Source organism: Microbacterium sp. CH1 (assembly GCF_001595495.1).
GTDB lineage: Bacteria > Actinomycetota > Actinomycetes > Actinomycetales > Microbacteriaceae > Microbacterium.
This window is the reverse complement of record NZ_LOSO01000011.1, coordinates 743,321-764,650: the sequence shown is the minus strand read 5'-3', so window position 1 is coordinate 764,650 and position 21,330 is coordinate 743,321. Positions and strand designations below refer to the sequence as shown.

Genomic DNA, 21,330 nt, shown 5'->3' with positions numbered 1-21,330 from the left:
GGGGGTGAGAGTATGCGGTTGTTCAGCGTAGGCGCAGGAACACCGGCTGAACGCGCCCCGCAGGAGCACGAGGACCACCCGTCCGCCCCCATCCCGATCGTCGGGCCCGGCGTGGGGGAGTCCATCCGCGCCGCCCTCGGCGAGACCGGGTACGAGACGTTCCCGCTCATGCTCGGCGCCGCGGAGTTCGGATGGAACGTCGATCTCGAGACGAGCCACGGCATCCTCGACCGCTACGTGGAGTTCGGCGGCAACGCCATCCATACCGCGGACGGGTTCTCCGGCGGGCGGAGCGAGCACATCCTCGGGCAGTGGCTGCGGTCGCGGGACCAGCGCGAGCGGGTCGTCCTGAGCGTGCGCATCGGCGCGCACGCCGACAACCCCGGCCTGGGATCGGTCAACCTCGTCCGTGCCGTCGAGGGGTCGCTGACCCGGCTCGGCGTCGAGCGCATCGACGTGCTGTACCTCGACGCCACGCTGGACGCGACGACCAACCTCGAAGACACCCTGGCCACGGTCGAGTGGCTCGTCGAGGCGGGGAAGATCGGGGCGCTCGGTGCGTACGGCTTCACGCCGGAGAGGCTCGTCGAGGCGCGGATCCTCGCGTCGGCGGGGTATCCGCGCATCACGGTCATCGACACGCCGTACAACCTCGTCCGTCGGCAGCCGTTCGAGGGCGACCTGCGGCTCGTCGCCGGCGCGCAGAACCTCGCCGTGACGCCGTCCCACGCGCTGGAGCACGGATTCCTGTCCGGCCGTCACCGGACGAAGGCGGTCGCGTCCCGCGGCGTCCGCGGCGAGCAGCTGCGGGGTCACCTCAACCGCCGAGGGACCAAGGTGCTGCGTGCGCTGGATCAGGTCGCGGCGGAGCTCGCCGTGCCTGTCGCGGCCGTGTCCATCGCGTGGCTGCTCGCGCAGCGCACGGTCGCCGCGCCGATCGTGAACACGTTCGCGACCGACCACGTCGACGAGCTCATGCAGGGCGCGGGCGTGACGCTGTCCCGGGTGCAGGTCGCCGACCTCACCCGCGCGGGCGCCTGAGCTCGCGGCGCCCGTGACATAGGGTGGAAGAGGAAGACCGGCGGATGCTGGCGACGAGGCGAGCGAGCGAGTTGTGACGCACTACATATATCTGGTCAGACACGGTGAACATCAGGATGCCGAGCACGGCCTCGCCGACGGACCCCTCTCCCCGCGCGGTCAGCGGCAGGCGGAGCTCATCGCGGATCGCCTGTCCGGCCTCCCGCTCGACGCCGTCTGGCATTCGCCGCTCCTCCGCGCCGCGGAGACGGCGCGAGCGATCGCCGGCCGACTCCCGTCCGTGGATCCGGAGCCCTCCGCGCTGCTCTTCGACTGCGTGCCGACGGGGATGACGGAGGAGACACCGGCCGTGTTCGAGCCCTTCTTCGGCTCCGTGACCGAGGCGGAGATCGAGGCGGGCCGCGCGCAGATGTCCGATGCCGTCAATGAGTTCCTCGTGCGGAAGACCGGCGACGTGCACGAGGTGCTCATCACCCACAACTTCGTGATCTCGTGGTTCGTGCGCGAGGTCCTCGCCGCACCGGACTGGCGCTGGATGACCCTGAACCAGTCGCACTGCGGGTTGACGGTGATCGCGCAGAAGCAGGGACGGCCATGGACCCTGCTCACGCACAACGACACCGGCCATCTTCCGATGGAGCTGCGGACGGGCATCCCGGACGCGTTGCTGGTCTGATCGACGCCTCCGCGCGCCGCGACCCCCGGCCGACGCCCGGAAATAGACTGGACGCATGACCACGAAGGTAGCCCTCGTCGGCGGGACCGGAAAGCTCGGGACGATCATCGCTGCGGTGATCGAGGAGCTCGAGGGCTTCGAGGTGAGCCGGGTGCTGACGTCGGCGAGCGACCTGTCGGAGCTCGCGGGCGCCGACCTCGTGATCGACGCCTCCACGCCGCAGGTCAGCATCGACGTGGTGCGCACGGCCGTGGAGCACGGGCTCAACATCCTCGTGGCCACCTCCGGCTGGTCGGCGGAGCGGATCGCCCTCGTCCGGCCGCTCGTCGAAGCCGCCGACACGGGAGCGGTGTTCATCCCGAACTTCTCCCTCGGCTCCGTTCTCGGCTCGGCCCTCGCGGCGGCCGCCGCGCCCTACTTCGGCTCGGCGGAGATCGTCGAGGCGCACCGGGAGACGAAGGTCGACTCGCCCAGCGGGACCGCCGTCCGCACGGCGGAGCTCATCGCCGCCGCGCGTGCGACCCAGGGTCCGGTGAGTGCGCCGCATGCCGATCAGCGCGCCCGAGGACAGCAGGTCGGCAGCGTGCCCATCCACTCGCTCCGCCGCCCAGGGGTGATCGCCAAGCAGGAGGTGATCCTGTCCGGTCCGGGGGAGTCGCTGACCTTCACGCATGACACCACGGACCCGGCCCTGGCGTATGCGCCGGGGATCCGCCTGGCCGTGCCCTATGCGGCCACCGCCACCGGCGTCGTGGTGGGCCTGGAGAACATGCTCGACATCGGCATCCGCTCGTGATGTCGCGGATCGGGGTCGGGCTGATGGCCGCGGCCCTCCTGCTCTATCTCGTCGTGGCGGGCTGGCTCGCCGTCATGTTCCTCGCCGTGGGGACGCCTGTCTCCATCGGGATGGGCATCACGCTCCTCGTGCTCGCACCCGTGGGCGGGTGGGCGCTGGTGCGCGAGATGCTCTTCGGGTTCGGTGCCGACCGTCTGGGACGCCTGCTCGACGCCGAGGGCGGCATGCCGCCCGTGGAGACCGAGCTCACGCCCAGCGGACGCATCGCCCGCAAGGATGCCGACGCGCTCGTCGCGCGCTACACGGCGGAGGCGGAGGCGGCGCCCACCGACTGGCGGGCGCGCTACCGTCTCGGCGTCGTGCAGGACGCGGCGGGACGCCGCAAGGACGCCAGGGCGAGCATCCGACAGGCGATCAGCCTCTCCCGCGCCTGACGTCCACGCGGCTCAGGCGAGAGTCGCCTCGAGCGTGATCTCGATGCCCGCGAGAGCCTGGGACACCGGGCATCCGGTTTTCGCCCCCTCGGCGATCTCCTGGAACTTCTCCGCGGTCAGACCCGGAACCGTCGCGTTGACGTTGAGGTGGCTGCCCGTGATGCCGACGCCCGGCTTGAAGGTGACCGAGGCGCTGGTGTCGACGCGCTCCGGGGGCGTGCCGTTCTCGGCGAGTGCGTGCGAGAGCGCCATGCTGAAGCAGGAGGCATGCGCCGCGGCGATGAGCTCCTCCGGCGTCGTGGTCGTCTCGCTGCCCTCGCTGCGGGACCTCCAGTCGATCGGGAACGTCCCCAGATGCGAGGAGGAGAAGGCGACCGTGCCGGAACCCTCCGTGAGCGATCCGGTCCAGGTGGCGGCGGCTTCACTGGTGACGGGCATGGTTCCTCCGGTTCTGACGCCACCGGGGGAGCGGCGTCGCTTGCTCGTCAGCCTACCGAGCGACCGGGCCTTCGGGAACCGGCGTCAGGCGGCGCGGCGCGGTCGGCCGGTGAGCCCGACGCGCTGCAGCAGGAGGTAGAGCTGGCACCCGAGGCACAGTCCGAACACGGCGTTGAGGAAGGCGGCGAGGAACGCGGCGGCGGTGGCGATCGGAAGGGCCCACGGCACGCCGGCGAGGTGGAGCAGGAGGCCGAGTCCCACGACGACGAGACCCACGCCCTGGGCGAATCGCGGGGGACGAGGATCCTCCAGCTCTGCGGGCGGCGCGAGGCGCGGACGGACGAAGCGGCGGAAGAGGACGCCCCACGGTGCGGTGGCGGGAGAGACGACGCCCCAGAGGAAGAGCCCCGCGATCAGCGTGGCCAGGACGAAGCCAGGGTCGAGCACGCGCGCGACGAGCCCTGCAGTGGATACCGCCCAGCCGCCTCCTCCGATGAACGCGAACTCCGACGACGTCGTGAGCGCGAACCAGCGATCGGCGGTCCGCGCCGTGGAGATCCCGATGAGGGCCAGGAACGTCGCGACGGCGAGCAGGAGTGCGGTGATCCCGGCGGCGAAGCGGGGCCCGCGCGGATCGATTCCGGGGGGAGGGGTCATCATCTGCTCCAGACGGGGTCTCAGACGGCGGCGAGGGCGTGGGTCAGGATCTCGCGAGCGGGTATGCCCGCGAACCGGGCACTGACTCGCCCGGTGGCGTCGAGCACGAAGGTGGTCGGCGTCTGCAGCACACGGTAGCGCGCCGAGAGATCCGGGCGGTGCGTGAGATCGACCTCGATGTGCGCGAGGCCGGCGTCCTCAGACGCATAGGAGCCGAGAAGACGACGCACCTGGGGGCACCGGGCGCAGGTCTCCGTGCTGAACTGCACGAGCGTCGCCGTGGCCCCCAGCGCCGCGCCCTCCGCATCAGCGGGATCGAACCGCAGGTCGCCGCCGTCGCGGCGGCGGCCCTCTCTCCCGCGGAGCACGAGCCCGACCACGGTGGCGAGCACCAGCAGCGCGGCCAGGGCGGCGAGAGCGAGCGCGGGGGACATCCCTCGAGGCTAGAGCCGTGGCCGCAGAAGCGTCGCGATGTTTCGGTCCGTGACGTGCGGATCGCGTCACGGCCACTGCCCCCGCCGGGAGCGGGGCGGGTATCCTGACAACCATGAGCGCCGCTGTTCCGACTCCGTACGAAGACCTGCTCCGCGACGTGCTCGAGACGGGCACGCACAAGAGCGATCGCACCGGGACCGGGACCACGAGTGTGTTCGGGCGGCAGATCCGCTTCGATCTCGCGGAGGGCTTCCCCCTCATCACCACGAAGCGCGTGCACTTCAAGTCCATCGCGTACGAGTTGCTGTGGTTCCTGCGCGGCGATTCCAACGTCCGCTGGCTGCAGGAGAACGGGGTCTCGATCTGGGACGAGTGGGCGGACGAGGACGGCGACCTCGGCCCGGTGTACGGCGTCCAGTGGCGGTCCTGGCCGACTCCCGACGGCGGCAGCATCGATCAGCTGACCGAGGTCATCGAGCAGATCCGGCGCACACCCGACTCGCGGCGTCTCCTCGTCTCCGCCTGGAATCCCGCCGACATCCCGGACATGGCGCTCGCACCGTGCCACGCACTGTTCCAGTTCTACGTCGCCGACGGAAAGCTCTCCTGCCAGCTCTACCAGCGCAGCGCGGACATGTTCCTCGGCGTCCCCTTCAACATCGCCTCCTACGCGCTGCTGACGATGATGATCGCGCAGCAGGTGGGGCTGGAGCCCGGCGACTTCGTGTGGACCGGCGGGGACTGCCACGTCTACGACAACCACGTCGAGCAGGTGCGCGAGCAGCTCACGCGAGAGGCCTACCCGTACCCGACGCTGCGGTTCGCGCGGAAGCCGGAGTCGATCTTCGACTACCGGTTCGAGGACTTCGTCGTCGAGGACTACCAGCACCACGCACCGATCAGGGCGGCGGTGGCGGTATGACCTGGGTGGGGCTCATCTGGGCCGAAGCCGCCGGAGGCGTGATCGGCGCCGAGGGCGGCATGCCCTGGTACGTGCCGGAGGATCTGGCGCACTTCAAGGAGACCACGCAGGGGGCTCCGGTCGTCATGGGACGCAAGACCTGGGACTCGCTGCCCGAGCGATTCCGTCCCCTGCCCGGTCGCGACAACATCGTCGTGACCCGCCAGCAGGACTGGACGGCGGAGGGCGCCCGCCGTGCGTCCACGGTGTCCGAGGCCGTGCGCGGCCAGGAGAAGGTGTGGATCATCGGCGGTGCGGAGATCTTCCGTCAGGTGATCGCCGACGCCGACCGGCTCGAGGTCACGGAGCTCGACCTCACGGTCGACGGCGACACGTTCGCTCCGCCGAAGACCGGGTGGCGCGTGGTCGACGAAGGGGACTGGCAGACCTCCCGGACGGGCGTCCGGTATCGCTTCCTGAGGTACGAGCGCTGATGCCCACCGCACTGATCACCGGAGCCAGCGCGGGGCTGGGCGCCGAGTTCGCCCGTCAGCTGGCACGTCGACGCGCCGACCTCGTGCTCGTGGCCCGCTCGGAGGAGTCGCTCTCGGCTCTCGCGGGGGAGTTGCGCGGCGAGTGGGGAGTGGCTGTCGAGGTGCTCCCGGCCGATCTGTCCGAGGAGGCGGGCGTCGAGCTCGTCGCGGCTCGGCTCCGTGATCGGGACGATCCGATCGACCTGCTCGTGAACAACGCCGGGTTCGGATTGCCGTTGCAGTTCGCCGACAACGACATCGAAGACGAGGTGCGGCATCTGCGTGTGCACGTCGAGGCCTCCATGCGCCTGATGCACGCGGCCCTGCAGACCATGCGGGGGCGGGGCGGTCGGATCATCAACGTCGCCTCGGTGGCCGGTTTCATCTCGCGGTCGACGTACTCCGCCTGCAAGGCCTGGCTCATCGACTTCAGCCGGTGGGCGAACACCGCCTACGGCCCGGACGGCGTGAGCGTCACGGCACTCTGCCCCGGTTTCACGCACACGTCCTTCCACGAGCGGATGGGTCTCGCGGTCGGCGAGGAGGGCGTGCCGACCTTCCTGTGGCTCGATGCCCGAGACGTCGTGCGCGAGGGGCTCCGCGACGCGGCGCGCGGCAAGGCCGTGTCCATCCCCTCCGTGCGTTACAAGGCCGTCGTGGCCGCGACGAAGGTGCTGCCCCGATCCCTCACCGCGGCGGTCGCCCGTCGGGGTCGGGTCTGACCCGCCGTCAGCGGAACCTCCCGAGACGGATCCCGGCGAGGGCGATGGCGGCGATCGTCTCGCCGTCCGTGATGCGGCCGTCGGCGATCATCCGCAGGACCTCGCCGAACGCCACCCACTCCACGGTGTCGATGCCCTCCTCCGCGCGGCTGTCGACCGCATCGTCGACGCGCTCGATCTCCCGGGCCAGGAAGACGTGCTCCGTGGCCTCCGCGACGCCGTCGAGCGCGTGGGTCGTGCCGAGGAGCTCCCACCGGAGCGCCCGGTACCCGGACTCCTCGAGGAGCTCGCGTTCCGCGGCGGCACGCGGGTCCTCACCGTCGGAGCCGCCGGCGGGCACCTCGACGGACGGGCCGATCGTGTAGCGATCGATGGTGACCAGGCAGACCCGGTCGTCGGCGTCCATCGCGACGATGAACACCGCCGGGTTCCGCACCGTCATGACGCCGTAGACGCCCCGGCCACCCGGTCCGGTGACGTCGTCCTCGCGGACGCGGATCCAGGCGTTCTCGTAGGTCGTGCGTGAGGCGTGCGTGATCCAACCCATGGTGCGAGCCTACGGCCGACAGGAGAGGAGGACCGGACGCGTCCGCGACAGCGCCATCCGACCCGATACGCTGGACGCATGACGCACTCGGGCAACCCCTTCGGACAGGTTCTCGTCGCGCTCGTCACTCCGATGACGGCCGACGGCGAAGTCGACTGGCCCGCCGTCGAGAAGCACATCGATGACGTGATCACCGCAGGCGCGGACGGCATCGTCGTGACGGGAACGACCGGCGAGACCTCGACCCTGACGGACCCGGAGAAGCTCAAGCTCGTCGAGGTCGGCAAGTCCGTCTCGTCGGGTCGCGCGAAGATCATCACGGGGGGCGGGTCGAACGAGACCGCGCACGCCATCGAGCTGTACAAGGCCAGCGAGAAGGCCGGTGCCGACGGCATCATGATCGTCACGCCGTACTACAACAAGCCGACGCAGGCGGGCATCCTCACGCACTTCCGGCTCGTCGCCGACGCCACCGACCTGCCGGTCATCCTGTACGACATCCCCGGGCGGACCGGTGTCCCCATCAAGTACGAGACGATCCTCCGGCTCGCCAAGCACCCGAACATCCTCGCGGTGAAGGATGCCAAGGGCGATTTCTCCGAGGTGAGCCGTGTGCTCAACCAGACCGACCTCATGTACTTCTCCGGTGACGACGCGAACGTGCTGCCGCACCTGTCGATCGGGGCGACCGGCCTCATCGGCGTGACGGCGAACGTCGCCGCCGCTCCGTACCGGACCATCATCGACGCGGTGAACCGGGGCGACCTCGCCACTGCGACCGCTGAGCACAAGCGGCTGGAACCGCTGGTCCGGGCCGTCATGACGCACGTCCCCGGCACGGTCGCCGCGAAGTACATCCTGCACGGGCTGGGTCGCATCTCCAGTCCGCGTGTCCGCCTTCCCCTCGTCGGCCCGGAGGAGTGGGAGGCCGCCCTCATCGAGGACGAGCTCGATCTCGTCAGCGGCGTGCCGGGGGCGGAGTTCTCGAACTTCCGGCCCGATCGCAACGCGGCCGCGGGCGGCGCCCTGCCGAAGGTGCACGGCACGACGCGCTGAGCCGCGTCACCATGAACGAACGGACGCGTGGAGTGTCCGACTGAGGAGACAGCATGTCCATTCCCCTGGCCGAACCGTCCGCTCTCGACGAAGGGACGCTGCGGGTCATCCCGATCGGCGGCCTGGGGGAGATCGGTCGCAACATGACCGTGTTCGAGTACGCCGGCAAGATCCTGATCGTGGACTGCGGGGTGCTCTTCCCGGAGGAGCACCAGCCCGGCGTCGACCTCATCCTCCCCGACTTCGAGCCGATCCGTGACCGTCTCGACGACATCGTGGGCGTGGTGCTGACGCACGGGCACGAGGACCACATCGGGGCGGTTCCGTACCTGCTGCGGCTGAAGAGCGACATCCCGCTGATCGGCTCCGGACTCACGCTCGCCCTCGTCGAGGCGAAGCTGAAGGAGCACCGCATCAAGGCCTTCACCCTGACCGTGAAGGAGGGTCAGCACGAGAAGGTCGGGCCGTTCGACCTCGAGTTCGTCGCGGTGAACCACTCCATCCCTGACGCGCTGGCCGTCGCGATCCGCACCCCCGCGGGCATGGCCCTCGCCACCGGCGACTTCAAGATGGACCAGCTGCCCCTGGACGGCCGCATCACCGATCTGCGCGCGTTCTCGCGCCTGGGGGAGGAGGGCGTCGACCTCTTCCTCGTCGACTCCACCAACGCCGACGTCCCCGGCTTCACGCCCACGGAGCGCTCCATCGGCCCGGTCCTCGACCAGGTCATCGGCAAGGCTCCGCGCCGCGTGATCGTCGCGAGCTTCTCCAGCCACGTGCACCGCGTGCAGCAGGTGATCGACGCCGCGCACGCGCACGGGCGTCGAGTCGCGTTCCTCGGCCGCAGCATGGTCCGCAACATGACGATCGCGGAGCAGCTCGGCTACCTCAAGGTGCCGGCGGGCGTGCTGATCGACTTCAAGAAGGCACGCGACCTCCCGGACGAGCAGATCGTCTACATGTCGACCGGTTCGCAGGGCGAGCCGATGGCCGTGCTGAGCCGCATGGCCAACATGGACCACGCCATCGAGGTGAGCGAGGGCGACACCGTGATCCTGGCGTCGAGCCTCATCCCAGGCAACGAGAACGCCGTCTACCGCGTCATCGACGGGCTCACGAAGCTGGGCGCGAACGTCGTGCACAAGGCCAACGCGCGGGTGCACGTGTCGGGGCACGCCGCGGCCGGTGAGCTGCTCTACTGCTACAACATCCTCAAGCCGAAGAACGTCCTCCCTGTCCACGGGGAGTACCGGCACCTGATCGCCAACGCCAAGCTCGCCCAGGACACCGGGATCCCCGAGCAGAACACGATCATCGCCTCCAACGGCACCGTGATCGACCTGAAGGACGGCGTCGCCCGGGTGGCCGGGCAGCTCGACCTCGGGTTCGTCTACGTCGACGGCTCGACCGTCGGCGAGATCACCGATGCCGACCTCAAGGACCGTCGCATCCTCGGCGAGGAGGGGTTCATCTCGGTCATCGTCGTCGTGGATGCCGCGACCGGGCGCATCATCTCGGGGCCGGAGATCCACGCGCGCGGCGTCGCCGAGGACGACGCCGTGTTCGACGACGTCGCTCCGAAGATCGTCGCCGCGCTGAAGGAGGCGTCCGGCAACGGTGTGCGCGACACGCACGCGCTGTCGCAGGTCGTCCGCCGGACGATCGGCCGCTGGGTGAACCAGAAGCTGCGTCGTCGCCCGATGATCGTCCCTCTCGTCATCGAGGCCTGACCCTCGGATCACGGCGTGCCGTCGCGCGCCGTGATCGTCGAGTTCCGCGTGGTGACGCGGAGATGTCGGTCGCGGGTCGTACCGTGGAGGCATGGCCAGGAGCAGCACCAAGACCGAGCGCGCCTCGACGAGCGCCCCGTCGCGCCCCAAGCGGCAGGCGGCTCCGAAGGCGCAGCCCGCACCCAAGAAGTACATCGACGAGGCGGACAAGCCGCCCGTCGCCGCGCGCGCCTGGAACGGGCTCGCGCACGGCGTCGGCGGACTCTTCCGGGCCTTCGGGCCGGAGACGCTGCAGAAGGACGACCGCAGGGACGGATTCCCGTTTCTGCTGGTGATCCTGGCGGCGCTCGGTGCCGTCAACGAGTGGTTCTTCATCGGCAACGAGGTCGCGGCGAACATCAGCGCCTACTCGGTGGGGCTCTTCGTCGGTCGGGTGGCCTTCATCATGCCGGTGCTGCTGCTCCTCCTGGCGGGATGGCTGTTCCGGCATCCGTCGTCTGTGCACGACAACGGGCGCATCGGTATCGGCTTCGGGATGTTCGTGCTCGCTCTGGCGGGGATCTTCCACGTCGCCGGCCCTCGTCCCCACCCGAACCAGGGCATGCCAGCGCTGAGCGAGTCCGGTGGCCTGCTCGGGTGGCTCGTGGGGCAGCCCCTGACGTACCTCACCGACATCCCGGCCTACCTCATCCTCGGGCTGCTCGCCGCCCTGAGCATCCTCATCCTCACGAAGACGCCGCCGAACCGCATCGGTGCGCGCCTGGGAGACCTCTACGCGTGGATGTTCGACGCGGAGCGCCCGGAGAAGCCGGCGAAGGACACCGCGGCCGCGCTCGACGAGGCCGACAAGGTCGACGACCCGGACGTGCTGCCCTGGTGGCGACGCAACAAGACCGGTCGCGAGGAAGACCCCGACGAGGGCACGCTCGCGTCCGACGACATCACCGCGCTCCTGTCCACCACGGAGGCCACCCCCGCATACGACCAGGCCGTGACGGTGGCGAACCCGTACGACGCGGCGACCGAGGTGCTCAGCGACGTGCGGTCCGTGACGGACGCCCTGGCGGAGCAGCAGACGACCGCGCTGCTGGACGACGAGTCGGACACCGGCGAGATGCCGGAGTTGCCCGGACTGGACGGCTTCGGCACGGAGGGCCCCGGCGACCGCGGCCCGCAGGCCCCCGTGGCCCCCTACATCCTCCCGTCGCCGGGCGTGCTGTCCGAGGGACCGCCCTCGGTGGCTCGCTCGGAGGCGAACGACCGCATCGTCGAGCAGATCACCAGCGTCCTCGACCAGTTCAAGGTCGACGCCAAGGTCACCGGCTTCTCCCGTGGTCCGACGGTCACGCAGTATGAGGTCGAGGTCGGCCACGGCGTCAAGGTCGAGAAGATCCTGCAGCTCAGCAACAACTTCGCCTACGCGGTCGCCTCCAACGACGTTCGCATCCTCTCGCCGATCCCCGGCAAGAGCGCGATCGGCATCGAGATCCCGAACACCGACCGCGAGACGGTCGCCCTCGGCGACGTGCTGCGGTCGGCGGCTGCGCAGAAGAGCACGCACCCGCTCACGATCGGTGTCGGCAAGGACGTGGGTGGCAACTTCGTCGTCGCCAACCTCGCGAAGATGCCGCACCTCCTGGTCGCCGGTTCCACTGGCTCCGGTAAGTCCAGCTTCGTGAACTCGATGATCACGAGCCTGCTCATGCGGGCGCGCCCGTCCGACGTGCGCATGGTCCTCATCGACCCGAAGCGTGTGGAGCTGACGAGCTACGCCGGTGTCCCGCACCTGATCACCCCCATCATCACGAACCCGAAGAAGGCCGCCGAGGCGCTGCAGTGGGTCGTGAAGGAGATGGACATGCGGTACGACGACCTCGCGTCGTTCGGCTTCCGCCACATCGACGACTTCAACCGCGCCGTGCGCGCGGGCGAGGTGGAGGTGCCCCCGGGCAGCGAACGGGTGCTCAAGCCGTACCCGTACCTCCTCGTCGTGGTCGACGAGCTCGCGGACCTCATGATGGTCGCCCCGCGCGACGTCGAGGACTCGATCGTCCGCATCACGCAGCTCGCCCGCGCCTCCGGCATCCACCTGGTGCTCGCCACGCAGCGCCCGAGCGTCGACGTCGTCACCGGCCTCATCAAGGCGAACGTGCCGTCCCGTCTCGCGTTCGCGGTCACGAGCGTCACCGACAGCCGCGTGATCCTCGACAGCCCCGGCGCCGACAAGCTCATCGGCCAGGGTGATGCGCTCTTCTCGCCCATGGGCTCGTCGAAGCCGTTCCGGCTGCAGGGTGCGTGGGTCGACGAGAAGGAGATCGACGCGGTCGTCAAGCACGTCACGCGTCAGGCGCGTCCCGAGTACCGTGCCGACGTCCAGGAGGCGATGGAGCCGGCGAAGAAGAAGGAGGTTGACGAGGACATCGGCGACGACCTCGAGCTCCTGCTCGCGGCGGCCGAGCTCATCGTCTCCTCGCAGTTCGGATCGACGTCGATGCTGCAGCGCAAGCTGCGGGTCGGCTTCGCCAAGGCCGGACGCCTCATGGATCTCCTCGAGTCGCGCGAGGTCGTCGGCCCCTCGGAGGGCTCGAAGGCGCGCGATGTGCTCGCGACCCCCGAGCAGTTGCCGCAGGTCATGGCGAAGCTCCGCGGCGAAGACGTTCCGTCGGCTCCGGCGGCTCCGGCTGCGCCCGCCGCCGCAGCGGTGCCGCCGGCCGAGCGGGACCCGTTGGAGGCGCAGTACGACGGCCTGCCGGTCGTCGAAGCGGAGGGCGACGAAGACGCCTGGGGCCTGACGGGACGCGACTGATGGCGATCCCTCGGCAGCTCCCCAACGCCATCACGGTGGCGCGCATCCCGCTCGCCGTGGTGTTCTTCGTCCTCCTGCTCGTCGGCGGGACGTACGGCCTCGCCGATCTCACCGTGCGCTGGATCGCCGCCGTCCTCTTCATCGTCGCCATCTCGACCGACTGGGTCGACGGCTACCTCGCACGTCGCTACGACATCGTCAGCGACTTCGGCAAGCTGTGGGATCCGATCGCGGACAAGCTCCTCACCGGCGCCGGATTCGTCGGGTTGGCGATCCTGGGCGAGGTCTCCTGGTGGATCGTCGTGATCATCCTCGTCCGCGAGTGGGGGATCACCATCCATCGGCTGGTCGTCGCGAGCGAGCACGTTGTCGCGGCCGCCTGGATGGGCAAGATCAAGACGGCGTTCCAGGGCGTCGCCCTCGGCTGGGCTCTCCTGCCGCTGCACGTGTTCATCGGGCTCAGCCCGTGGACCGTCGTGACGACCGTCCTCATGGTCATCGTGCTCGTGCTCACCGTCGTCAGCGGGATCGACTACATCGTCGCGCAGGTGCGCGGCGCGCGTCAGAGCCGATGAGCGGCACGACGCCGGCCGAGGCTCTGGACGCTCTGCATGAGCGCGGCTGGACCCTCGGTGTCGCGGAGTCGCTCACCGGCGGTGCGGTGTGCGCGGCGCTTGTCGCGATTCCCGGCGCCTCCGCCGTGCTCCTCGGCGGCGTCGTCGCCTACGCCACCCCCGTCAAGCACACGCTGCTCGACGTCGACACCGACCTGCTGGAGCGATACGGGCCGGTGCATCCGGAGGTCGCGCGGCAGATGGCCGCCGGAGTGCGCGAGGCCGTCGCGGTGGATGGTCTCCCCGCCGATGTCGGGCTGTCCACCACGGGGATCGCGGGCCCGGAGTCCCCGGATGGGCAGCCCGTGGGCACCGTCCACATCGGCGTGGTCACCCCAACAGTGAGCCGGACCCGACCGTTCCACTTCGAGGGGGACCGCGACGCGGTGCGAGCGCAGACGGTCGCGGCGGTCCTCGATGTGCTGGCAGCTACGCTGCGGGAATAGCGACTCCCCGCGTCATGTTGATACGGATGTGCTCACATTTAAACCACAGAGTGCAAGGGTAGATTCTGTGCAAGCCAGGAGGACTAGACTGGCCGTCTCTTCGAGGGAGACCTCGATTCACGAACTGCGGAGGAGGTTCCGATGATTCTTGTACGACAGGAGATCGGCGACGTGCTGAGGGACTTCCGTCTGCAGAAGGGGCGGACGCTCCGGCAGGTCGCGAGCAAAGCATCCGTCGCTCTCGGTTATCTCAGTGAGGTCGAGCGCGGACAGAAGGAGGCCTCGAGCGAGATCCTCGCCTCGGTGGCAGAGGCGCTCGACGTCCCCATCTCCACGATCATGCGCGAGGTCGGGGACCGCATCTCGGTGCTCGAAGGCATCCAGGTCTTCCCGGACGTCGTTCCGGACGACCTGGTCGCGTCCGTGGAGCCCGAGCTCTCGCTCCGCTGACACTCGGAGATCCCCCTGATGCGACGCAGTGAGTTCCTGCGCGCCGTCGACGCCGAGTTCCATGCCCGAGCCTCTTCTCTGGTGAATGACCTCGTGCTCTCCGGCATGGGGGGACGAACGGCGCTCGAGGCTCTCGAAGCCGGGGTACCTCCGCGCGACATCTGGCTCGCGCTCTGCGCCGACATGGATGTCCCCGAATCCCGTCGCCACGGCGTGGGGCGTCTGGAGCCGCGCGGCCGGTGACGGCGGCTTCCCGGGTGTGCGGAAGTCCGACACGCCGAACCGGCGTGTTGTCGAAAATCTGTTCGAACCAGGCGTAGTCTTCTGCACAAGTGGTCAGACGGTTCTGGTCCCCACGATCCCCGGCTCCTCGACGCAATGTCGGAGGCCCGCCGTACCGTGAGGTCCAGGCTGAAAAGCCATACGCCTTGTCGGAGAGTTCCTTCCGCCGGAAGAGCCGCGACAGCCTACAGGCGGCAGCACACGCGCAGAAGGAGCACACCATGCCATCACCCGCCGACCGCGAGAAGTCCCTCGAGACCGCCCTCGCCCAGATCGACCGCCAGTTCGGAAAGGGCTCGGTCATGCGGCTGGGCAGCGATGAGCGTGCCCCTGTGGCCGTCATCCCCACCGGCTCCATCGCCCTCGACGTCGCCCTCGGCGTGGGAGGTCTGCCGCGTGGACGCATCGTCGAGATCTACGGCCCGGAGTCCTCGGGTAAGACGACGCTGACGCTGCACGCCATCGCCAACGCCCAGCGGGCCGGCGGTATCGCGGCATTCATCGACGCGGAGCATGCGCTCGACCCCGACTACGCCGCGAAGCTCGGCGTCGACATCGACGCCCTTCTCGTCTCGCAGCCCGACACGGGTGAGCAGGCTCTCGAGATCGCCGACATGCTCGTGCGCTCCGGTGCCATCGACCTCATCGTCGTCGACTCGGTGGCGGCCCTGGTGCCGCGTGCGGAGATCGAGGGCGAGATGGGAGACTCCCACGTGGGTCTCCAGGCCCGCCTCATGTCGCAGGCGCTGCGGAAGCTCACCGGTGGTCTGAACCAGACGAACACGACGATGATCTTCATCAACCAGCTGCGCGAGAAGATCGGCGTGTTCTTCGGCTCCCCGGAGACCACTGCCGGTGGTAAGGCGCTGAAGTTCTACGCCTCCGTGCGTATGGACATCCGCCGCATCGAGACGCTCAAGGACGGCACGGACGCCGTGGGTAACCGCACCCGCGTCAAGATCGTCAAGAACAAGATGGCCCCGCCCTTCAAGCAGGCGGAGTTCGACATCCTCTACGGCGTCGGCATCTCCCGCGAGGGCAGCCTGATCGACTTCGGCGTCGAGCACGGCATCGTCAAGAAGTCGGGATCGTGGTATACCTACGACGGCGATCAGCTGGGCCAGGGCAAGGAGAACGCGCGCACGTTCCTGCTCAACAACGCCGACATCGCCCTGGCGATCGAGAGTCAGATCAAGCAGAAGCTCGGTATCGGCGGCCCGGCCGCGGCTCCGGGTGCTGATGAGCTGGCCGAGCGTCGCCCGGCCTGATGAGTGACCAGCGTGGGGGCGATTCCGAGCGGATCGCCCCCATCATCCCTCTCTTCGGCGGACCCACGCGGGCGGAGCATCCGGCCGGTGGCGGTGCAGACGAGTCGTCGTCCGCACCGCCTGCGCGGTCGGGGCCGCCCGCGGACGCGGCGGGACTCTGGCGGTCGACGTGGCACGAGCCCGCGTCGGCAGGGGCCCCGTCGGTCGACGACGGTTCTCCCAGCGCGCGGCACCCGGCCCGGGGTGCCTCGGCGCGAGCCGCTTCCCGGGGCGGGAAGACCACCACGTTGCGCGCCGTCGGCGGCGTGTCCCGCTCGACGGAAGAGGGGGCGGACGCAGAGAGCGGCCCCTCGGCGGCGGAGATTCGAACGACGGCGGAGGAGTCGTTGGTGCGGAAGCTCCGCACGCGGTCGCTGTCCGTCTCCGAGGCCCGGCTGGTGTTGAAAGGGCACGGGCTTGCGACGGACGCCGTCGAAGACGTGATCGACGACTTCGTACGGCGCGGATACCTCGACGACGCCGTGCTCGCCGAGCTCCTCGTCACGTCCGGCGTCGAACGCAAGGGCCAGGGGCGGGTCGCGCTGTCTCGAGCGCTCGCGCAGCGGGGCATTCCTCGTGACGTCATCGACGCCGCGCTCGATGAGCTGCCCGACGACGACGCGGAGCGGGCACTGGAGTTCGCCCGGACCAAAGCGCGGTCGATGGGACGCCTCGACCCCGACGCGGCGCTCCGCCGGTTGGTCGGGCAGCTGTCGCGCCGCGGGTACGGGGGATCGGTCGCCATGAACGCGGCGAAGACCGCGCTGCGGGAAGCCTCGTTCGGCGGGGGCGTCTCCGGCGTCCGGTTCGTGGACTCCGACTGACGGTTCGCACGCGATCGGCTCTCGGCGACGCTCGTACAATGGGAGCATCATGACTATCCCCCGCAGTGAACCGACGATCATCAGCGCGTCGTCGGCGGCCGTCGACGACGACGGGCGCCAGCGATCCTACGAAGTGCGCACCTTCGGCTGCCAGATGAACGTCCACGACTCCGAGCGTCTGTCCGGGTCCCTGGAGAGCGCCGGCTACATCCGCGCCGAGGCCGGAGCCGAGGCCGACGTGGTGATCATCAACACCTGCGCCGTCCGGGACAACGCCGCCGGGAAGCTCTACGGGACGCTCGGGCACCTGGCCGCCGTCAAGCGCCGCAAGGCCGGTATGCAGATCGCCGTCGGTGGCTGCCTCGCGCAGATGGACAAGCAGGCCGTGCTCGACAAGGCCCCCTGGGTCGACGTGGTCTTCGGCACGCACAACATGGGGTCCTTGCCCGGTCTCCTGGAGCGCGCGCGCCACAACGGTGACGCCGAACTCGAGATCCTCGAGTCCCTCGAGGTCTTCCCGTCGACGCTTCCCACCAAGCGTGACTCCGCGCACAGCGGCTGGGTGTCGATCTCCGTCGGCTGCAACAACACCTGCACCTTCTGCATCGTCCCGAGCCTCCGGGGCAAGGAGAAGGACCGTCGCCCGGGCGACATCCTCAACGAGATCCGCCTGCTGGTGGAGGACGGCGCCATCGAGGTGACGCTCCTCGGGCAGAACGTGAACTCGTACGGGGTGGAGTTCGGGGATCGTCAGGCGTTCGGAAAGCTCCTCCGCGCCGCGGGCGAGATCGAGGGGCTCGAGCGCATCCGCTTCACGAGCCCGCATCCCGCCGCCTTCACGGACGACGTGATCGACGCGATGGCGGAGACGCCCGCCGTCATGCCGCAGCTCCACATGCCGCTGCAGTCGGGGAGCGACCGGATCCTCAAGGCGATGCGTCGCTCCTACCGCAGCGAGCGCTTCCTGGGCATCCTGGACCGCGTCCGCGAGCGCATCCCGCACGCGGCCATCACGACCGACATCATCGTCGGCTTCCCCGGCGAGACCGAGGAGGACTTCGAGGACACGATGCGCGTCGTCGAGCAGTCGCGCTTCTCCGGAGCCTTCACCTTCCAGTACTCGATCCGCGAAGGCACCCCGGCGGCCACCATGCCGGACCAGGTGCCCAAGGACGTCGTGCAGGCTCGCTACGACCGGCTGATCGCGCTCCAGGAGCGCATCTCGCTCGAGGAGAACCAGAAGCAGGTCGGCCGGGAGGTCGAGGTTCTCGTGTCCACGGGCGAAGGCAAGAAGGACACGGAGACGCGTCGCCTGACCGGGCGGGCGCAGGACAACCGGCTCGTGCACTTCGAGGTCACTCCCGGGTCCGAGCTGCCGCGCCCAGGGGATGTCGTCACGGTGACGGTGACGCACGCCGCACCGTTCCACCTCCTTGCCGACGACCCGACCGGTGCCCCGCTCCGCATCCGCCGGACGCGTGGCGGGGATGCCTGGGATCGGGGACAGGCCGAGTCGTGCGCCGTGCCGGCACCGAGCGACGGCGCTCCGCGCGCCGTCTCCCTCGGACTGCCGACCCTCCGCGTCGGAGTGTGACCGCGCCTCGGCTCTGGGCCGTCGTCGGCGCGACCGGCACGGGGAAGAGCGATCTGGCGCTCGATCTCGCCGAGGAGCTCCGGCGGCGCGGCAACCCGGCGGAGATCGTCAACGCCGACGCCATGCAGCTCTACCGTGGCATGGACATCGGTACCGCGAAGCTGTCGGTCGCCGAACGTCGCGGCATTCCGCACCACCTCTTCGACGCGCGAGAGGTGACGCAGGACGCCGCCGTGGCCTGGTATCAGCCGCTCGCACGAGAGGCCGTGCGGCAGATCCACGCGGCGGGAGGAGACGCGATCCTCGTCGGTGGATCCGGACTCTACGTGTCGAGCGTCGTCTACGAGTTCCACTTCCCGCCCCGGGACCCCGCTATCCGCGAGCGTCTCGAGCAGGAACTCGATCGCGAGGGCGTCGGGTCTCTGCTCCAGCGGTTGCGTGAGCGCGATCCGGAGGCCGCGGCCCGAGTGGACCCGCGCAACGGGAGACGCGTGATCCGCGCGCTCGAGATCATCGAGCAGGGGAGCGAGACGCATGGTGCCGTCCTCCCCGAGACGCCGACGCTCTGGTATCCGCACACGCGTCTGATCGGGCTGCACGTGGATCGGGGCGAACTCGTCGCCCGCCTCGATGCGCGCGTGCGTCGGATGTGGGAGCACGGCCTGGTGGCCGAGGTCGCCGGGCTGCGGGACCGCGGTCTGGAGCGGGGGACGACAGCCCCGCGGGCGATCGGATACGCGCAGGCGCTCGCACAGCTGGACGGACGCTCCACCGCCGAGGAGGCGATCGCCGAGACGCAGGCGCTCACGCGGCGCTACGCCCGTCGGCAGGTGTCGTGGTTCAAGCGCTACCCGGAGCTGGAGTGGGTGACGCCACCCGTGGCCGTCGTCGACCTGCTGCGGGACTGACCGCGATGTCGGTGGCCCGTGCGAGCATGCGCGTATGGCCACTCACTACTTCACCGCGTCCAGCCTGGACGGCTTCATCGCGACTGCCGAGCACTCCCTGGACTGGCTGCTGAGCCAGGACATCGACATGGAGGGTCCGATGGCGTACCCCGCCTTCGAGAAGAGCATCGGCGCGCTGGTGATGGGGGCATCCACGTTCGAGTGGGTCATGCGCCATGAGGAGGGCCGCTGGACGTACACGCAGCCCACGTGGGTGCTCTCGCATCGTGATCTCGCGGTGCCGGAGGGGGCCGATGTCCGCGTGACGAGTGCCGACATCCGCGACGTGCACAGCGCGATGCTCGACGCCGCGGGTGGCAAGGATCTCTGGGTGGTCGGCGGGGGAGACCTCGCCGGGCAGTTCGCCGACGCGGGGCTGCTGGACGAGGTCTGGGTGCAGTACGCACCCGTGACCCTCGGCAGCGGGGCCCCGCTGTTGCCGCGGCGGCTCGATCTGGAACTGATCGAGGTGGCCCGCAACCGCAGCTTCCTCTGCGGGCGCTATCGCGTCGCACGGCCGGGCGCAGGGTCGTCGGCTCCCTAGACTGGTCCCATGGTCGCATTCACCAAGGGGCACGGTACCGGCAACGACTTCATCATCATCGCCGACCCCGAGGGGCAGCTGGAGTTGACAGCGGAGCAGGTCGCCGTGCTCTGCGATCGCCACTTCGGCATCGGCGCGGACGGCGTGCTGCGCGTCGTGCGCTCGTCCGCGATCCCGGAGGGTGCAGCCGCCCTGGCAGAAGAGCCGGATGCCGAATGGTTCATGGACTATCGCAACGCCGACGGCTCCGTCGCGGAGATGTGCGGGAACGGGATCCGGGTCTTCGCCCACTACCTCGTCCGCTCGGGTCTCGCGGCGATCGAGCCCGGCAGCACGCTCCCGATCGGCACCAGAGCCGGCGTCCGTGACGTCACCCGCAGCGTGAGCGGCTATCAGGTCGACCTCGGCGCGTGGAAGCTGTCGGGAGACGACCCGCTGGTGCGCGCGGACGGGCTGACCGTCACCCGTCCGGGACTGGGCATCGACGTCGGGAACCCGCACGTCGTGGTGGCACTGGCCTCGGACGCGGAGCTCGGACTGCTGGAACTCACCCGCACGCCCGAGCTGGAGCCGGCTCCGCCCGCGGGAGCCAACGTCGAGTTCGTGGTGCCCGGTGAGCCCCTCGTCCGCGACGGCATCGGGCACGTGCGGATGCGCGTCTTCGAGCGCGGCGTCGGCGAGACGCTGAGCTGCGGGACGGGTGTCGCCGCCACGGCTCTTGCTGTGCGCTACTGGGCCGGCACTCAGGCCCCTGACAACTGGCAGGTCGAGGTTCCCGGCGGCACGCTCGGCGTTCGCATGTTCCCCGCCGAAGACGGAGAGCACGTCGCGCTGTCCGGGCCCGCGCAGCTCGTCTATCAGGGTGAGGTCGACCTCGTCTGAGGCCGCGGGGCTGACCTCTCAGACGACGTCGATGGGCTCCGTCGGCGGTGTTCCGTGCTTGCGCACCTTGAGGATGCGATAGCCCTTGCCGGTCGCCGTCCGGAAGACGCTGTAGCCGGGCTGGAAGGTCGCCGCGATCCAGCGCTGCAGGGAGTCGGCGCCGAGGTTCCGCTGGACGACGAGCCACGCATCGCTCCGCTCGTCGAGCCTCGGGATCCACTTCTCGAGCAGACCGTGCAGCTCGTTCTTGCCCACCCGGATCGGGGGATTGGATCGGATCGTGCGGAAGGTCACGTCTGCGGGAACATCTTCGGGCAGTGCGGCGTTGATATTGGAGAGGCCGAGGGCTGCGGCGTTGCGACGCACGAGGTCCAGAGCCCGCTCGTTCACATCGACCGCCCAGACGGTCGCGTGCGGCGAGGCCAGCGCCATCGACAGGGAGATCGGCCCCCACCCGCTGCCGAGGTCGAGAAGATGACCTCCCGGTGGAACCGGAGGCATGTTGGCGAGAAGCACTGCGGTGCCGGCATCGAGTCGATCCGGGCTGAAGACGCCACCCGCGGTGGTCACTTCGAGCTCTCGTCCTGCCAGGGATACGCGGATCTTGCGCAGGTTCTCGGGGCTAGCCGGGGCCGCAGTGAAGTAGTGGTCGGACCCCATACGGTGAG

General features: G+C 69.6%; 25 protein-coding genes. 20 read left to right on the top strand and 5 right to left on the bottom strand.

The annotated features are described in order from the left end of the window. The first annotated feature begins 12 nt into the window (after positions 1-12). The 4 genes from AUV07_RS07135 to AUV07_RS07120 all read left to right on the top strand — a co-directional run bounded on the left by AUV07_RS07135 (position 13) and on the right by AUV07_RS07120 (position 2,947). Complete coding sequence (locus AUV07_RS07135; RefSeq protein ID WP_025103211.1) at positions 13-1,041, top strand: aldo/keto reductase; 1,029 nt, start codon at positions 13-15, stop codon at positions 1,039-1,041. Positions 1,042-1,114: 73 nt separating this feature from the next. After that, positions 1,115-1,717, top strand: coding sequence for a histidine phosphatase family protein (locus AUV07_RS07130; protein ID WP_025103212.1), 603 nt, complete (start codon positions 1,115-1,117; stop codon positions 1,715-1,717). Between the two features lie 55 nt (positions 1,718-1,772). Then, positions 1,773-2,513 carry a 4-hydroxy-tetrahydrodipicolinate reductase gene (gene dapB, locus AUV07_RS07125; RefSeq protein ID WP_062634910.1) on the top strand — a complete coding sequence of 247 codons (741 nt, stop codon included), beginning with the start codon at positions 1,773-1,775 and terminating at the stop codon, positions 2,511-2,513. After that, on the top strand, positions 2,513-2,947 hold the full coding sequence (locus AUV07_RS07120; RefSeq protein ID WP_082749918.1) for a hypothetical protein: 435 nt from the start codon (positions 2,513-2,515) through the stop codon (positions 2,945-2,947). The genes dapB and AUV07_RS07120 overlap by 1 nt, the downstream gene beginning before the upstream one ends. A 12-nt stretch (positions 2,948-2,959) precedes the next feature. Here AUV07_RS07120 and AUV07_RS07115 read toward each other — a convergent pair whose 3' ends face one another. The 3 genes from AUV07_RS07115 to AUV07_RS07105 form a co-directional block, all read right to left on the bottom strand. Then, positions 2,960-3,385, bottom strand: coding sequence for an OsmC family peroxiredoxin (locus AUV07_RS07115; protein WP_062634908.1), 426 nt, complete (start codon positions 3,383-3,385; stop codon positions 2,960-2,962). Positions 3,386-3,469: 84 nt separating this feature from the next. Further along, a complete protein-coding gene (locus AUV07_RS07110) occupies positions 3,470-4,042 on the bottom strand; it encodes a DUF4395 family protein (protein ID WP_062635228.1) in 573 nt (190 codons plus the stop codon). A 20-nt stretch (positions 4,043-4,062) separates the two neighbouring features. Next, positions 4,063-4,476, bottom strand: a complete 414-nt coding sequence (locus tag AUV07_RS07105; protein WP_062634906.1) for a thioredoxin family protein — start codon at positions 4,474-4,476, stop codon at positions 4,063-4,065. 113 nt (positions 4,477-4,589) lie between these two features. On the opposite strand from AUV07_RS07105, the gene AUV07_RS07100 reads away from it, so the two are divergent. Genes AUV07_RS07100 through AUV07_RS07090 form a run of 3 tightly spaced genes read left to right on the top strand, consistent with a single transcriptional unit; the run spans position 4,590 to position 6,633 of the window. Continuing rightward, positions 4,590-5,399, top strand: coding sequence for a thymidylate synthase (locus AUV07_RS07100; RefSeq protein ID WP_062634905.1), 810 nt, complete (start codon positions 4,590-4,592; stop codon positions 5,397-5,399). After that, complete coding sequence (locus AUV07_RS07095) at positions 5,396-5,872, top strand: dihydrofolate reductase (protein WP_062634903.1); 477 nt, start codon at positions 5,396-5,398, stop codon at positions 5,870-5,872. The genes AUV07_RS07100 and AUV07_RS07095 overlap by 4 nt, the downstream gene beginning before the upstream one ends. After that, the gene (locus tag AUV07_RS07090) at positions 5,872-6,633 is read left to right on the top strand and encodes an SDR family NAD(P)-dependent oxidoreductase (RefSeq protein WP_062634901.1); all 762 of its coding nucleotides are present in this window, start codon (positions 5,872-5,874) and stop codon (positions 6,631-6,633) included. The genes AUV07_RS07095 and AUV07_RS07090 overlap by 1 nt, the downstream gene beginning before the upstream one ends. 7 nt (positions 6,634-6,640) lie before the next feature. Here AUV07_RS07090 and AUV07_RS07085 read toward each other — a convergent pair whose 3' ends face one another. Beyond that, positions 6,641-7,180 carry an NUDIX domain-containing protein gene (locus AUV07_RS07085; RefSeq protein ID WP_062634900.1) on the bottom strand — a complete coding sequence of 180 codons (540 nt, stop codon included), beginning with the start codon at positions 7,178-7,180 and terminating at the stop codon, positions 6,641-6,643. A gap of 78 nt (positions 7,181-7,258) precedes the next feature. Here AUV07_RS07085 and dapA point away from each other — a divergent pair, with 78 nt between their 5' ends. The 13 genes from dapA to dapF all read left to right on the top strand — a co-directional run bounded on the left by dapA (position 7,259) and on the right by dapF (position 20,662). Continuing rightward, positions 7,259-8,236, top strand: a complete 978-nt coding sequence (gene dapA / locus AUV07_RS07080; RefSeq protein WP_062634898.1) for a 4-hydroxy-tetrahydrodipicolinate synthase — start codon at positions 7,259-7,261, stop codon at positions 8,234-8,236. Positions 8,237-8,289: 53 nt separating this feature from the next. After that, positions 8,290-9,966 carry a ribonuclease J gene (locus tag AUV07_RS07075; protein ID WP_025103223.1) on the top strand — a complete coding sequence of 559 codons (1,677 nt, stop codon included), beginning with the start codon at positions 8,290-8,292 and terminating at the stop codon, positions 9,964-9,966. A gap of 91 nt (positions 9,967-10,057) precedes the next feature. After that, positions 10,058-12,772: an FtsK/SpoIIIE family DNA translocase gene (locus AUV07_RS07070; protein WP_062634896.1), complete on the top strand. Its 2,715-nt coding sequence runs from the start codon at positions 10,058-10,060 to the stop codon at positions 12,770-12,772. Then, positions 12,772-13,347, top strand: coding sequence for a CDP-diacylglycerol--glycerol-3-phosphate 3-phosphatidyltransferase (gene pgsA / locus AUV07_RS07065; protein WP_062634894.1), 576 nt, complete (start codon positions 12,772-12,774; stop codon positions 13,345-13,347). The genes AUV07_RS07070 and pgsA overlap by 1 nt, the downstream gene beginning before the upstream one ends. Further along, positions 13,344-13,832, top strand: a complete 489-nt coding sequence (locus AUV07_RS07060) for a CinA family protein (RefSeq protein WP_062634893.1) — start codon at positions 13,344-13,346, stop codon at positions 13,830-13,832. The genes pgsA and AUV07_RS07060 overlap by 4 nt, the downstream gene beginning before the upstream one ends. A gap of 141 nt (positions 13,833-13,973) precedes the next feature. Beyond that, positions 13,974-14,282, top strand: coding sequence for a helix-turn-helix domain-containing protein (locus tag AUV07_RS07055; protein WP_025103227.1), 309 nt, complete (start codon positions 13,974-13,976; stop codon positions 14,280-14,282). 18 nt (positions 14,283-14,300) lie between these two features. Beyond that, positions 14,301-14,525, top strand: a complete 225-nt coding sequence (locus tag AUV07_RS07050; protein ID WP_060921072.1) for a DUF3046 domain-containing protein — start codon at positions 14,301-14,303, stop codon at positions 14,523-14,525. A 260-nt stretch (positions 14,526-14,785) separates the two neighbouring features. Then, on the top strand, positions 14,786-15,832 hold the full coding sequence (gene recA / locus AUV07_RS07045; RefSeq protein WP_025103229.1) for a recombinase RecA: 1,047 nt from the start codon (positions 14,786-14,788) through the stop codon (positions 15,830-15,832). 389 nt (positions 15,833-16,221) lie between these two features. Next, positions 16,222-16,695 (top strand): regulatory protein RecX, encoded by a 474-nt coding sequence (locus AUV07_RS17950; RefSeq protein ID WP_062634892.1) that lies wholly within the window; start codon positions 16,222-16,224, stop codon positions 16,693-16,695. A 49-nt stretch (positions 16,696-16,744) separates the two neighbouring features. Then, positions 16,745-18,289, top strand: coding sequence for a tRNA (N6-isopentenyl adenosine(37)-C2)-methylthiotransferase MiaB (gene miaB, locus AUV07_RS07035; RefSeq protein WP_060921069.1), 1,545 nt, complete (start codon positions 16,745-16,747; stop codon positions 18,287-18,289). After that, a complete protein-coding gene (gene miaA, locus AUV07_RS07030) occupies positions 18,286-19,197 on the top strand; it encodes a tRNA (adenosine(37)-N6)-dimethylallyltransferase MiaA (protein WP_062634891.1) in 912 nt (303 codons plus the stop codon). The genes miaB and miaA overlap by 4 nt, the downstream gene beginning before the upstream one ends. 34 nt (positions 19,198-19,231) lie before the next feature. Further along, positions 19,232-19,780 (top strand): dihydrofolate reductase family protein, encoded by a 549-nt coding sequence (locus AUV07_RS07025; protein WP_062634890.1) that lies wholly within the window; start codon positions 19,232-19,234, stop codon positions 19,778-19,780. Positions 19,781-19,789: 9 nt separating this feature from the next. Then, positions 19,790-20,662: a diaminopimelate epimerase gene (gene dapF, locus AUV07_RS07020; RefSeq protein ID WP_062634889.1), complete on the top strand. Its 873-nt coding sequence runs from the start codon at positions 19,790-19,792 to the stop codon at positions 20,660-20,662. A gap of 18 nt (positions 20,663-20,680) precedes the next feature. Here dapF and AUV07_RS07015 read toward each other — a convergent pair whose 3' ends face one another. Beyond that, entirely contained in the window at positions 20,681-21,322 is a 642-nt protein-coding gene (locus AUV07_RS07015) for a class I SAM-dependent methyltransferase (protein WP_062634888.1), read from the bottom strand. Positions 21,323-21,330 lie beyond the last annotated feature (8 nt).

Bases quoted from the DNA above. Each gene is read 5' to 3' on its own strand.
- AUV07_RS07135 (WP_025103211.1), top strand. From the start codon at position 13: ATGCGGTTGTTCAGCGTAGGCGCAGGAACACCGGCTGAACGCGCCCCG.
- dapB (WP_062634910.1), top strand. From the start codon at position 1,773: ATGACCACGAAGGTAGCCCTCGTCGGCGGGACCGGAAAGCTCGGGACG.
- AUV07_RS07120 (WP_082749918.1), top strand. From the start codon at position 2,513: ATGTCGCGGATCGGGGTCGGGCTGATGGCCGCGGCCCTCCTGCTCTAT.
- AUV07_RS07115 (WP_062634908.1), bottom strand. From the start codon at position 3,385: ATGCCCGTCACCAGTGAAGCCGCCGCCACCTGGACCGGATCGCTCACG.
- AUV07_RS07110 (WP_062635228.1), bottom strand. From the start codon at position 4,042: ATGACCCCTCCCCCCGGAATCGATCCGCGCGGGCCCCGCTTCGCCGCC.
- AUV07_RS07105 (WP_062634906.1), bottom strand. From the start codon at position 4,476: ATGTCCCCCGCGCTCGCTCTCGCCGCCCTGGCCGCGCTGCTGGTGCTC.
- AUV07_RS07100 (WP_062634905.1), top strand. From the start codon at position 4,590: ATGAGCGCCGCTGTTCCGACTCCGTACGAAGACCTGCTCCGCGACGTG.
- AUV07_RS07095 (WP_062634903.1), top strand. From the start codon at position 5,396: ATGACCTGGGTGGGGCTCATCTGGGCCGAAGCCGCCGGAGGCGTGATC.
- AUV07_RS07090 (WP_062634901.1), top strand. From the start codon at position 5,872: ATGCCCACCGCACTGATCACCGGAGCCAGCGCGGGGCTGGGCGCCGAG.
- AUV07_RS07085 (WP_062634900.1), bottom strand. From the start codon at position 7,180: ATGGGTTGGATCACGCACGCCTCACGCACGACCTACGAGAACGCCTGG.
- dapA (WP_062634898.1), top strand. From the start codon at position 7,259: ATGACGCACTCGGGCAACCCCTTCGGACAGGTTCTCGTCGCGCTCGTC.
- AUV07_RS07075 (WP_025103223.1), top strand. From the start codon at position 8,290: ATGTCCATTCCCCTGGCCGAACCGTCCGCTCTCGACGAAGGGACGCTG.
- AUV07_RS07070 (WP_062634896.1), top strand. From the start codon at position 10,058: ATGGCCAGGAGCAGCACCAAGACCGAGCGCGCCTCGACGAGCGCCCCG.
- pgsA (WP_062634894.1), top strand. From the start codon at position 12,772: ATGGCGATCCCTCGGCAGCTCCCCAACGCCATCACGGTGGCGCGCATC.
- AUV07_RS07060 (WP_062634893.1), top strand. From the start codon at position 13,344: ATGAGCGGCACGACGCCGGCCGAGGCTCTGGACGCTCTGCATGAGCGC.
- AUV07_RS07055 (WP_025103227.1), top strand. From the start codon at position 13,974: ATGATTCTTGTACGACAGGAGATCGGCGACGTGCTGAGGGACTTCCGT.
- AUV07_RS07050 (WP_060921072.1), top strand. From the start codon at position 14,301: ATGCGACGCAGTGAGTTCCTGCGCGCCGTCGACGCCGAGTTCCATGCC.
- recA (WP_025103229.1), top strand. From the start codon at position 14,786: ATGCCATCACCCGCCGACCGCGAGAAGTCCCTCGAGACCGCCCTCGCC.
- miaB (WP_060921069.1), top strand. From the start codon at position 16,745: ATGACTATCCCCCGCAGTGAACCGACGATCATCAGCGCGTCGTCGGCG.
- AUV07_RS07025 (WP_062634890.1), top strand. From the start codon at position 19,232: ATGGCCACTCACTACTTCACCGCGTCCAGCCTGGACGGCTTCATCGCG.
- dapF (WP_062634889.1), top strand. From the start codon at position 19,790: ATGGTCGCATTCACCAAGGGGCACGGTACCGGCAACGACTTCATCATC.
- AUV07_RS07015 (WP_062634888.1), bottom strand. From the start codon at position 21,322: ATGGGGTCCGACCACTACTTCACTGCGGCCCCGGCTAGCCCCGAGAAC.